We start from the raw sequence: 12,109 nt of genomic DNA, 5'->3' as shown, positions 1-12,109 counted from the left end.
GCTCAGGGCTCGTAGCGGCGGCGCATCAGCTCGCACTCGAACAGGAACTCCAGCCCTTCCAGTTGTCGGCGGGCCTCCTGAATATCTTTCCCCCAGCAGGTCAGACCATGTCCGCGCAGCAGAAAGCCGTAGCGCAGCGGGCGGGTTTGCGCATAATCGGCAATCCGCGCCGCCAGGGCGTCAATATCCTGATCGTTATCGAAGATGGCGACCGGAACGGTGTCGAGATGGCTGTGCTGCCCGCTGAGGGTTTTCTGCATTTCATACCCCTGCAGCGCCAGCGTGTCGCTTTTTTCGATGCGCGACAGCACGGTGGCGTTGACGGTATGCACATGCAGCACCACGTTGGCCTCCGGGAACAGGCGATAGACCAGCGTGTGCAGGCCGGTCTCGGCCGACGGTTTCCGTCCGGAAGGGGCCTGGTTGGTGGCGATCTCCACCTGCAGGAAATCCTCGGTCGTCAGGCTGCCTTTGTCGCGGCCCGACTCGCTTAGCCAGCACCAGGTGTCATCCTGACGTACCGACATATTGCCGCCGGTCGCCGGCGCCCAGCCTTTCGCGCCGATCCAATGACAGGTGGTGACCAGTTGCGCGAGTCTTTCTTGCCACATAGCAGTTCCTTAGGTTAGCGATGGTTTATTTAGCCGTCTAAATGGCTATTTACCCGATACTAACACCGCTAACCGGAGGGAACAATATTTCAGGAAACACACACAAGCCAAATGGTTATATCATAAATGCATATTAAATAACCTTTATTCACAGCAATTTAACCAACCGCGGTGAGTCCGCTACGATTCCCTCCTGTCTGGCGCCAAAACGCTGGCGGATTCTGCTGGCTGAAATTCTCCGCCTGCGCCGGGAATGCCGTCGCCGCTCTCCTCTGCCCCCGACTGGTGCAAAACATGGCAGGATGCACACTAAAATGGCATTACTCCCCCTTCATTCTGCAATAACTGTGCATATTGCACACCGCGCGCTATTCCCCGTGCCCGGTTTTTCCTGGCACATCTCTTGCTACTTCCGGCTATCACCGCCCATCTAACCAGCCAGAGGTTCCAGGATGTCAAACAGCAATGATTTTCCCCTCGTCGAAGCGCCCGCCGCCGGACGCAAAGGCGTATTTTCCATCGCCATGGTGTTATTCAGCTTTACCTTTTTCACCGGCACGATGTTCGCCGGCGGTAAACTCGGCGTCTCCTTTTCCATCGTCAATCTGCTGTGGATAGCCTTCATCGGCAACGCCTTGCTGGCCCTGTATGCCGCATCGCTGGGCTGGATCGCCGCGCGCAGCGGTCTCAATACGGTGCTGATGGGCCGCTTCTGCTTCGGCGAGATCGGCAGCAAGCTGGCCGATTTTATCCTTGGCTTTGCCGAGCTGGGCTGGTACGCGTGGGGGACGGCCACGGTCGCTATCTCGCTGGTGAAGATCCTCGCCCTGCCCGAGGCGCTGACCCTGCCGCTGATGGTGCTGTTTGGCATTCTGTTCTGCGTCACCGCGCTGGTGGGCTACAAGGGGCTGGACGCTCTGTCGCGCCTGTCGGTGCCGCTGATGTTCGTGCTGCTGGTGGTCTCCATGTATCTGGCGCTGCGCCACGCTGGCGGCTGGCAGGCGATGACCCGCATTGCGCCTGGCGACGCCATGACCTGGTCGGCGGCCATCACCATGGTCTTTGGCACCTTCGCCAGCGGCGCCACCCAGGCGACAAACTGGACCCGGCTTGCCAACTCCAGCCGTACCGCCATTCTCGCCAGCATGGGCAGCTTCCTCGTCGGCAACGGGCTGATGATCGTCGCCGGCGCCTGGTGCGCTATCGTCTATCAACAGGCCGATATCGTCGAAGTGCTGATCCTGCAGGGGCTGTCGGTGGCCGCGGTGATCATGCTGTGTCTCAATCTGCTGACCATCCAGGGCCCCACCATCTATAACGTCTCCGCCGCCGCCTGCCATCTGCTGCGCAGCGAACGTCGCCGCACGCTGACCCTCGCCGCCGCCGGGGTGGGCATTGTGCTGGCCATTGGCGGTATGTACGAAATGCTGATCCCGTTCCTCGTGCTGCTGGGCAGCATTATCCCGCCCATCGGCGGGGTGATCCTCGCCGACTACTGGTTCGCCCGCGGCGGGCGCTATCCCCTGCTGCAGAACGCCCGCCTGCCGCGTTTTAACTGGCTGGGACTCGGCGCCTACGCCGCCGGCGCGGTGGTGGCTTATCTGTCGCCGTGGATCGCGCCGCTGGTGGGGATCACCGTCTCCGCGCTGGTCTATATCGCCCTGACCCTGCTAAGCAAGCGTCAGCCTGCCGCCGTCGCGGAGCAGGAGCCATGAGCCTGACGGTCAGTGAACTGCTGGCCCTTGAGGGACTCTCCGCCCTGCGTCTGCGGGCGGGAAAGCAAGGGCTGCAGCGGGCGGTACGCTGGTACTACGTGGCGGAAAATGAGCACATCGCCGAGTGGATCATGGGTGGCGAGTTGGTCTTTATTACTGGCATCAACCATCCCCGGGATGAAGCCAACCTGATCCAGCTGCTGATGGAGGGCAAACAGCGCGGCATCGCCGGGATGGTGATCCTCACCGGCGAGGCCTATATCCACGCCATTCCCGCCACGCTGATCGCCCTTGCCGACGAGCTGGGCATTCCGCTGATCGAGCAGCCCTACCTGCTGAAGATGGTGATTGTCACCGAGCGGGTCGGCACCGCGCTGGTCCGCAGCGAAAGCGCCCTGCAGTCGCAGCGCGACATCCTGATGCAGCTGGTCACTGGCGACTATCCGGACCTGCAGATGCTCCACCAGCGCGCCCTCCACCAGCAGCTCGATTTTACCCGCCCGCTGCGGCTGGCGGCGCTGCGCCTGGAGGGACTGTCCCGCCTGTTTCGCCAGTTTCCGCCCGAGCAGGCCGAAGCCTGGCTGCAGCAGGCCCACCGCAGCGTGCGCCAGCAGCTGCAGCTGCAGCTCAACCAGCAGGGCAACCCCTTCCCGCTGCTGGAGCGCAGCAACATGTTCCTTTTCCTGCTGCCGGATGAGGAGGGGGAAGGCTTTCAGCAGAAAAAGTGGCTGCAGCAGTGGCTGCAGACGCTGGCGGAGGGAGAAGAGAGTTTGTCGCTGCTCTGCGGCCTTTCCGCGCCGGTCAGGCAGCTGCAGGGCTACCCGCGGGCGCTGTCGCAGGCGCGACAGGCGCTGGATCTTTGCGATACCCTGCGGCCGACCCAGCGGATCAGCGACTATCAGCAGCTGGGGTTTATCAAACTGCTGTCCGCGGTCAGCGACCCGGCGCTGCTCAACGATTTTATGCACGACACCCTGGGCTGCCTGATCGAGCCGGGCCGTAAAGCGCCGTGGCTGCTGCTGGAGACTCTCGAGACGCTGCAGCAGGAGAACGGCAACGTGGTGCGGGCCGCCGACCGGCTGGGTCTCCATCGCAACACCCTGCATCAGCGCATCCAGCGTATTGAAAAACTGACCGGCTACCCGGTCAGCCACCCTCAGTTTCATCTCAACGCCTCGGTCGCGCTGGTGATCTGGCGTTTATCGCAAAACCATTTACAGGACCAACCATGAAAATTGTTAACGCCCGCCTGCGCCGCCAGGAGGCGCTGTTTACCCTTGAGCTGCAGGACGGCCTGATTCAGCGCATGACCGCCCAAACCGCGATGCAGACCGCCGTCGCCGGCGATATCGACGCCCAGGGCCGGCTGGCGATCCCCCCCTTCGTCGAGCCGCATATTCATCTTGACGCCACCCTCACCGCGGGCGAGCCGGAGTGGAACCGCAGCGGCACCCTGTTTGAAGGCATCACCCGCTGGAGCCAGCGCAAAGCGAGCATCACCCCGGAGGACACCCGCCAGCGGGCGCTAAAAACCATCGGCATGCTGCGCGATTTCGGCGTCCAGCACGTCCGGACCCATGTGGATGTCACCGACCCGTCGCTGTCGGCCCTGCAGGCGCTGCTGGCGGTGAAAAAAGAGGCCGCCGATCTCATCGATCTGCAGATTGTCGCCTTTCCGCAGGAGGGGATTGAATCCTACCCCGACGGTCGGGGGCTGATGACGCGCGCCATCGAGATGGGCGCCGACGTGGTGGGCGGTATTCCGCACTATGAAAACACCCGCGACAAAGGGGTCAGTTCGGTGATGTTTTTGATGGACCTCGCCCAGCGCTATGGCCGGCTGGTGGATGTCCACTGCGATGAAATCGACGATCCGCAGTCGCGTTTCCTCGAAGTGCTGGCGGAAGAGGCCCGGGTGCGCGGTATGGGGGCGCAGGTCACCGCCAGCCACACCTGCGCGATGGGCTCTTATGACAACGCCTACTGTTCGAAGCTGTTTCGCCTGCTGAAAGCCTCGGGGATCAACTTTATCTCCTGCCCGACCGAAAGCATTCATCTGCAGGGCCGGTTTGACAGCTGGCCGAAACGGCGCGGCGTCACCCGGGTAGCGGAGCTGGATCGCGCCGGCATCAACGTCTGCTTTGCTCAGGACTCGATTCAGGATCCGTGGTATCCGCTGGGGAACGGCAATATCCTGCGCATTCTGGATGCCGGACTGCACATCTGCCATATGCTCGGCTATGACGATCTGCAGCGCTGCCTCGACTTCGTCACCGACAACAGCGCCCGGGCGCTCTGTCTGGGCGATAACTACGGCCTCGCCGAAGGCCGCCCGGCTAACCTGCTGATCCTCGATGCGGAAAACGACTACGAGGCCGTCCGCCGCCAGGCGCGGGTGCTAACCTCCATTCGCCACGGTAAGGTGATTTTGCAGCGTGAGGTGGAGCACATCCGCTACCCGGCATAAGGCGCAAGGCGCTGCGCGTCGGCGCCTTTCTGTGATACCTTTTCAGGCAGTGTGCGTGACCGACGCCCGCCCGGGCGTCGGCTTCCTGGAAAACAGACGGCGCGAAACGACGATGAGCGATAAAAAATGGATTAAGGCCGAGGATGTGGCCAGACTGGCCGGCGTCTCGCGCTCGGCGGTCTCCCGTACCTTCACCCCCGGCGCCTCGGTGTCGGAGAAGACCCGGCAGAAGGTGCTGAGCGCCGCGGAAGCTCTGGGCTATCAGGTGAATATCATCGCCCGGACGATGATCACCGGCAGCAGTAATTTTATCGGCATCGTCACCGCCGGTTTCGACAACCCGTTTCGCAGCAAACTGCTGGCGCCGCTGGTCCATCAGCTGGCGCTCAACGGCTTTATGCCGCTGCTGATGAACGCTGACGATCCGCAGCAGCTCGCCCCTTCGCTTAAACAGCTGCTGAGCTACCACGTCGCCGGCGTGATCATCACCTCCGGCGCGCCGCCGCTGTCGCTGGCGGAAGAGTACCTGGCGCGCAAGATCCCCGTCACCCTGATCAACCGTCATGCGGACCTCGCCGGCTGCGACCGGGTGTGCAGCGATAACGCCCAGGGGGCGAAGCTGGTGGCGGGCTTGTTCAGTCGTCGAGGCTGGCGGCAGGTTGGCTTTATTGGCGAAAATCGCGAGAACTTCAGCACCCGCCAGCGTTATGACGCTTTCATCGCTCAGACGTCGGGCATGACGGTGACCAGCCGCTTCTGCGACGGCGGCGGTTATCAGGCCGGCCACCAGGCCGCCCGAGAATTAGTTGCTGAAAACCCCGGGGTGCAGGCCCTGTTCTGCGCCACCGATATGCTGGCGCTGGGCGCCCTGGACGGCCTGCGGGACGCCCCCGCCGCCGCCCCGCTACCGGCCATCGTCGGCTTTGACGATATCCCGCAGGCGGACTGGCGCCCCTATCAGCTCACCACCGTTCAACAGAATACCGCCCTGCTGGCCCACCACGCGGTGGATCTGTTGATGACGCGGATCGCCCGCTTCAGCCTGCCCTCGCGCCATCGCGAAGTGCCGGTGAAACTAATTATTCGTCAAAGTGCGAAATGAAAAAATCATTTTATGCTGGATCGATCACAGAATCTTCTGTGAAACCCGGCCACACTCATTCGGCCCTTCGGGGCTGTTTTTTTCACGCAAAATGCACACGTGTGCAAAATAGGGAGTCACTATGCAATCTCAGGAATCAGAAGCGCTACAGGCCCGCTACCGCCTGGCCTGCGAGCTGGCGAAAGCGGGGGCTGAGCTGGCGTTTGAATACTATCAACAACGCGAAGCGCTGACCGTCGACCATAAGGGCGACGATCTGCAGGATGTGGTCAGCGTGGCCGATAAGCGGGTGGAGGCCTTTGTGAAACAGCGCATTCAGAGCGCGTTTCCGGAGGATGGCTTTCTCGGCGAAGAGAGCGGCGCCCGCCTGTCCGACGCGCGGGTGCTGTGGGTGGTCGACCCCATCGATGGCACCAGCTGTTTCCTCAACGGCCTGCACACCTGGTGCCTGTCGCTGGCGATCGTCGCCGACGGCGAACCGGTCATCGGCGTGGTCTATGACCCTAACCATCGCGAGCTGTTTCACGCCCTGCGGGGCCATGGCGCCTGGCTCAACGACGCCCCGATCCGTCCGCACCCCGCGACGACGGTCAGGGAGGGGGTGATGGGCGTCGGCACCTCGCATCGCGTCACCCCGGCGGACTTTCTGCCGTTTCTGCAGGCGCTGCTCAGCGACGGCGGCATGTTTATCCGCAACGGCTCCGGCGCGCTGATGAGCGCCTGGGCGGCGGCAGGCCGGTTGATTGGCTACTACGAGCCGCACATGAACCCGTGGGACGCCCTGCCGGGGCTGGTGCTGATGCGCGAAGCGGGCGGCGCCAGCAACGATTTTCTGGCGCAGGAGGGGATCCAGCGCGGCAACCCGCTGCTGCTGGCCAGCCAGACGCTCTACCCGCAGCTGAAAAAGATGATCCTACAACCATTACATTAACCCTTACGGGTCAGGCTATTTCTGATTATGTACTCTACACAGTAACGATAACTTCATTCACGGACGAACCACATCAATCAGTCAGGCCTCCGACCTGCGGAGAACCACCTATGTCTGGAATTATCGCTTTTTTCCGGGCGTCGCCGCCGAAAGCGGGCGCCGCGTTTGATGAACACCGTTTTCGCCGGGTGCGCTGGCAAACCTTTATCGCCATGACCCTGGCCTACGTCACCTTTTACGTCTGCCGGTTATCGTTCACCGTCGCCAAAAGCGCGCTGGTGGAGCTGGGGATCACCCCGACGGAGCTCGGCATGATCGGCTCCACCCTGTTCTTCAGCTACGCCATCGGCAAACTGGTCAACGGCTTTATCGCCGATCACGCCAACGTGGTGCGCTATATGAGCCTCGGTTTATTGCTCAGCGCCGGGATGAACCTGATGATGGGGATGACCACCAACGCCCTGCTGCTGGCCATCTTCTGGGGGATCAACGGCTGGGCGCAGTCGATGGGCGTCGGCCCCTGCGCGGTCTCGCTGGCGCGCTGGTACGGCGTTAAGGAGCGCGGCACCTTCTATGGCATCTGGTCGACGGCGCATAATATCGGCGAGGCCGTCACCTATATGGTGATCGCCGCGGTGATCGCCGGGTTTGGCTGGCAGATGGGCTACCTGTCCACCGCCGCGCTCGGCGCCGCCGGCGTGGTGCTGCTGGTGCTGTTCATGCACGATTCGCCGCAGAGCAGCGGCTTCCCGTCCATCAACGTCATCCGCGATGAACCGCAGGAGGAGGCCGAAGCCCGCGGCTCGGTGTTTAAAAACCAGCTGCTGGCGCTGCGCAACCCGGCGCTGTGGACCCTCGCCCTCGCCTCCGCCTTTATGTACATCGACCGCTACGCCGTCAACTCCTGGGGGATCTTCTTTCTGGAGCAGGATAAAGCCTATTCCACGCTGGAGGCCTCAGGGATTATCGGCGTCAACGCCATCGCCGGCATCGCCGGGACCATCATCGCCGGCATGCTCTCCGACCGCTTTTTCCCGCGCAACCGCAGCGTGATGGCCGGGTTTATCAGCCTGCTGAACACCGCCGGCTTCGCCCTGATGCTCTGGTCGCCGCACAATTATTACACTGATATTCTGGCGATGATTATCTTCGGGGCAACCATTGGCGCTCTGACCTGCTTCCTCGGCGGGCTGATCGCCGTCGATATCTCCTCGCGCAAAGCGGCGGGGGCCGCGCTCGGCACCATCGGCATCGCCAGCTACGCCGGCGCCGGCCTGGGCGAGTTTCTCACCGGGATCATTATTGATAAAACGGCTATCCTTGAGAACGGCAAAACGCTGTATGATTTCAGCACGTTGGCGCTGTTCTGGGTGAGTACCGGTCTGGGTTCCGCGCTACTCTGTTTTACCACTGCCGCCATCGTCGCCCGGCGCCATGCCGTCGAACGGCAGACCTCGTTCTCCTCATAACCGATTAACGAATTAAGGAAGAAGATATGATGCCTGCAAGACATCAGGGGCTGTTACGCCTGTTTATCGCCTGCGCGCTGCCGCTGCTGGCGCTGCAATCTGCCGCCGCCGCGGACTGGCAGCTGGAGAAAGTGGTGGAGCTTAGCCGCCACGGGATTCGTCCGCCGACGGCCGGCAACCGGGAAGCCATCGAGGCCGCCACCGGACGACCATGGACCGAGTGGACCACCCATGACGGCGAGCTCACCGGTCATGGCTATGCCGCCGTGGTCAATAAAGGGCGTGAGGAAGGCCAGCACTATCGCCAGCTTGGCCTGCTGCAGGCGGGATGCCCGACGGCGGAGTCGATTTACGTGCGCGCCAGCCCGCTGCAGCGGACGCGGGCGACCGCCCAGGCGCTGGTGGATGGCGCCTTCCCCGGCTGCGGCGTCGCTATCCATTACGTCAGCGGGGACGCCGATCCGCTGTTTCAGACCGACAAATTCGCCGCCACGCAAACCGACCCCGCCCGCCAGCTGGCGGCGGTAAAAGAGAAGGCCGGGGATCTGGCGCAGCGTCGGCAGGCACTGGCGCCGGCCATCCAGCTGTTGAAACAGGCGGTTTGTCAGGCCGATAAGCCCTGCCCGGTCTTCGACACCCCGTGGCAGGTCGAGCAGAGCAAAAGCGGGAAAACCACCATTAGCGGACTGAGCGTGATGGCCAATATGGTGGAGACGCTGCGTCTCGGCTGGAGTGAAAACCTGCCTCTCAGCCAGCTGGCGTGGGGCAAGATCGCCCAGGCCAGCCAGATCACCGCCCTGCTGCCGCTGTTAACGGAAAACTACGATCTGAGTAACGACGTGCTGTATACCGCGCAAAAACGCGGGTCGGTGCTGCTCAACGCCATGCTCGACGGCGTCAAACCAGAGGCGAATCCGAACGTACGCTGGCTGCTGCTGGTGGCCCATGACACCAATATCGCCATGGTGCGCACGCTGATGAACTTTAGCTGGCAGCTGCCGGGCTACAGCCGGGGAAATATCCCGCCGGGCAGTAGCCTGGTGCTGGAGCGCTGGCGCGACGCGAAGAGCGGGGAACGCTATCTGCGGGTCTATTTCCAGGCGCAAGGCCTCGACGACCTGCGTCGTCTGCAGACGCCGGATGCGCAGCACCCGATGCTGCGTCAGGAGTGGCGTCAGCCGGGCTGCCGTCAGACCGACGTCGGTACGCTGTGTCCCTTCCAGGCGGCTATCACCGCGCTGGGTCAGCGTATCGACCAGCCCTCCGCCCCGGCGGTAGCGATGGTCCTGCCGTAGCGGCCAGGCGATTGCCCGGGCCCGGGAAACCGTTTTTTCCAGGCCCGGCACAGGGTCCGCTATCCGTGGTCCGGCGCAAACGCCCCGGCGGCAACTTGCGCCGGGGTGACCACCCCGCTGTCCAGCACCCAGCCGCTAATCAGCCCGGCAGGCGTGACGTCGAACGCCGGATTGTAAACGGCGGCCCCGGTCGGCGCCCATTGTACCGCGCCAAAGCTGCCCGCCACCCCGGTCACTTCCGCCGCGGCGCGCTGCTCAATGGGGATGGCCGCCCCGTTCGGGCAATGGCGATCGAGGGTCGTCTGCGGCGCAGCGACGTAGAACGGGATCTGGTGGTAATGGGCCAAAACCGCCAGCGAATAGGTGCCGATTTTATTCGCCACATCGCCGTTGGCGGCGATACGGTCGGCGCCGACCCACACCGCATCCACCTGCCCCTGCGCCATCAGGCTGGCGGCCATTGAATCGGTGATCAGCTGATAGGGCACGCCCAGTTCGCCCAGCTCCCACGCGGTTAAACGTCCGCCCTGCAGCAGCGGCCGGGTTTCATCGACCCACACGCTGGCCACCTTTCCCTGCCGGTGCGCCAGCGCGATAACGCCCAGGGCGGTCCCCACCCCGGCGGTCGCCAGGCCACCGGTGTTGCAGTGGGTCAGCAGACGGCTACCGGGCTTCACCAGCGCACTGCCCGCCTCAGCGATGCGGTCGCACAGCTGTTTATCTTCTTCGACCAGACGCAGGGCTTCCGCTTCCAGCGCCTGCGGATAATCCTCCCGGGCCAGCGCCTGCTTCATGCGATCCAGATTATTCATCAGGTTGACCGCCGTCGGCCGCGCCGCGCGCAGCGTCTCCAGCGCCTGCTGGAGTTCATCCCGGCTCAGGCCGCGCTGGGCCAGCAGGGCCAGCAGCAGGCTGGCGGACAGGCCAATCAACGGCGCGCCGCGCACCCGCAGGGCGTGAATATGGTCCACCAGCAGCGCAACGTTATCCGCCGCCAGCCAGCGTTTTTCCTGCGGCAAGGCCTGCTGGTCGAGAATAAAAAGCTGATTTTCACTCACCCGCAGGCTGGTGGTCTGTAATGTCTGCATGTCGTTAAATCCCTGTTGCGTTGTTGTATCACATTGTGTCAGGATGAAATCCAGAAGTATAGACGTCTGAACGGCTTAATCAGAATTCGAGGATCGAGGCAATGTCGCAATACCATACCTTCACCGCCCACGACGCCGTGGCTTACGCGCAGCAGTTCGCCGGCATCGACAACCCATCTGAGCTGGTCAGCGCGCAGGAAGTGGGCGATGGCAACCTCAATCTGGTGTTTAAAGTGTTCGATCGCCAGGGCGTCAGCCGGGCGATCGTCAAACAGGCCCTGCCCTACGTGCGCTGCGTCGGCGAATCCTGGCCGCTGACCCTTGACCGCGCCCGTCTGGAAGCGCAGACCCTGGTCGCCCACTATCAGCACAGCCCGCAGCACACGGTAAAAATCCATCACTTTGATCCCGAACTGGCGGTGATGGTGATGGAAGATCTTTCTGACCACCGCATCTGGCGCGGGGAGCTTATCGCTAACGTCTACTACCCTCAGGCGGCCCGCCAGCTTGGCGACTATCTGGCGCAGGTGCTGTTTCATACCAGCGATTTCTATCTCCATCCCCACGAGAAAAAGGCGCAGGTGGCGCAGTTTATTAACCCGGCGATGTGCGAGATCACCGAGGATCTGTTCTTTAACGACCCGTATCAGATCCACGCGCGCAATAACTACCCGGCGGAACTGGAGGCCGATGTCGCCGCCCTGCGCGACGACGCCCAGCTTAAGCTGGCGGTGGCGGCGCTGAAGCACCGTTTCTTTGCCCATGCGGAAGCGCTGCTGCACGGCGATATCCACAGCGGGTCGATTTTCGTTGCCGAAGGCAGCCTGAAGGCCATCGACGCCGAGTTCGGCTACTTCGGCCCCATCGGCTTCGATATCGGCACCGCCATCGGCAACCTGCTGCTGAACTACTGCGGCCTGCCGGGCCAGCTCGGCATTCGCGACGCCGCCGCCGCGCGCGAGCAGCGGCTGAACGACATCCACCAGCTGTGGACCACCTTTGCCGAGCGCTTCCAGGCGCTGGCGGCGGAGAAAACCCGCGACGCGGCGCTGGCTTACCCCGGCTACGCCTCCGCCTTTCTGAAAAAGGTCTGGGCGGACGCGGTCGGCTACTGCGGCAGCGAACTGATCCGCCGCAGCGTCGGGCTGTCGCACGTCGCGGATATCGACACTATCCAGGATGACGCTATGCGGCATGAGTGCCTGCGCCACGCCATTACCCTGGGCAAAGCGCTGATCGTATTGGCCGAGCGTATCGACAGCGTCGACGAGCTGCTGGCGCGGGTGCGCCAGTACAGCTGAGCGCGGCCTGTTGCCCTCACCCCAGCCCTCTCCCCCAGGGAGAGGGAGCAAAGCCTAAAAAGTGCAATCTTCTGGGATTGCCCGGCGGCGCTGCGCTTGCGCGGGCCTACAGATAACCGCATGACGGTTT

General features: G+C 63.0%; 10 protein-coding genes. 8 read left to right on the top strand and 2 right to left on the bottom strand.

All coding sequences use genetic code 11. The features are described 5' to 3' along the window. Positions 1-2: 2 nt before the first annotated feature. Positions 3-611 (bottom strand): methylthioribulose 1-phosphate dehydratase, encoded by a 609-nt coding sequence (locus ABLX76_RS16550; RefSeq protein ID WP_008805607.1) that lies wholly within the window; start codon positions 609-611, stop codon positions 3-5. A 452-nt stretch (positions 612-1,063) separates the two neighbouring features. On the opposite strand from ABLX76_RS16550, the gene codB reads away from it, so the two are divergent. The 7 genes from codB to ABLX76_RS16515 all read left to right on the top strand — a co-directional run bounded on the left by codB (position 1,064) and on the right by ABLX76_RS16515 (position 9,590). Beyond that, positions 1,064-2,326 carry a cytosine permease gene (codB, locus tag ABLX76_RS16545; RefSeq protein ID WP_044521587.1) on the top strand — a complete coding sequence of 421 codons (1,263 nt, stop codon included), beginning with the start codon at positions 1,064-1,066 and terminating at the stop codon, positions 2,324-2,326. Next, positions 2,323-3,558, top strand: coding sequence for a PucR family transcriptional regulator ligand-binding domain-containing protein (locus tag ABLX76_RS16540; protein WP_023288805.1), 1,236 nt, complete (start codon positions 2,323-2,325; stop codon positions 3,556-3,558). Before codB ends, ABLX76_RS16540 begins: the two co-directional genes overlap by 4 nt. Continuing rightward, positions 3,555-4,793: a cytosine deaminase gene (gene codA, locus ABLX76_RS16535; protein ID WP_023288804.1), complete on the top strand. Its 1,239-nt coding sequence runs from the start codon at positions 3,555-3,557 to the stop codon at positions 4,791-4,793. The genes ABLX76_RS16540 and codA overlap by 4 nt, the downstream gene beginning before the upstream one ends. Before the next feature lie 145 nt (positions 4,794-4,938). Continuing rightward, a complete protein-coding gene (locus ABLX76_RS16530) occupies positions 4,939-5,895 on the top strand; it encodes a LacI family DNA-binding transcriptional regulator (protein WP_072096504.1) in 957 nt (318 codons plus the stop codon). 121 nt (positions 5,896-6,016) lie between these two features. After that, positions 6,017-6,826, top strand: a complete 810-nt coding sequence (locus ABLX76_RS16525; protein WP_023288802.1) for an inositol monophosphatase — start codon at positions 6,017-6,019, stop codon at positions 6,824-6,826. A 110-nt stretch (positions 6,827-6,936) separates the two neighbouring features. After that, positions 6,937-8,295, top strand: coding sequence for an MFS transporter (locus ABLX76_RS16520; RefSeq protein WP_348874904.1), 1,359 nt, complete (start codon positions 6,937-6,939; stop codon positions 8,293-8,295). A gap of 26 nt (positions 8,296-8,321) precedes the next feature. Continuing rightward, the gene (locus tag ABLX76_RS16515) at positions 8,322-9,590 is read left to right on the top strand and encodes a histidine phosphatase family protein (protein WP_060589611.1); all 1,269 of its coding nucleotides are present in this window, start codon (positions 8,322-8,324) and stop codon (positions 9,588-9,590) included. 59 nt (positions 9,591-9,649) lie between these two features. Here ABLX76_RS16515 and mtnA read toward each other — a convergent pair whose 3' ends face one another. Then, positions 9,650-10,678: an S-methyl-5-thioribose-1-phosphate isomerase gene (mtnA, locus tag ABLX76_RS16510; protein WP_023288799.1), complete on the bottom strand. Its 1,029-nt coding sequence runs from the start codon at positions 10,676-10,678 to the stop codon at positions 9,650-9,652. 101 nt (positions 10,679-10,779) lie between these two features. On the opposite strand from mtnA, the gene mtnK reads away from it, so the two are divergent. Beyond that, a complete protein-coding gene (mtnK, locus tag ABLX76_RS16505) occupies positions 10,780-11,979 on the top strand; it encodes an S-methyl-5-thioribose kinase (RefSeq protein ID WP_072421324.1) in 1,200 nt (399 codons plus the stop codon). Positions 11,980-12,109: the final 130 nt, after the last annotated feature.

Source organism: Klebsiella sp. JB_Kp004 (genome assembly GCF_040065795.1).
Taxonomy (GTDB): domain Bacteria; phylum Pseudomonadota; class Gammaproteobacteria; order Enterobacterales; family Enterobacteriaceae; genus Klebsiella; species Klebsiella quasipneumoniae.
This window is presented reverse-complemented; position numbering and strand designations above follow the sequence as displayed.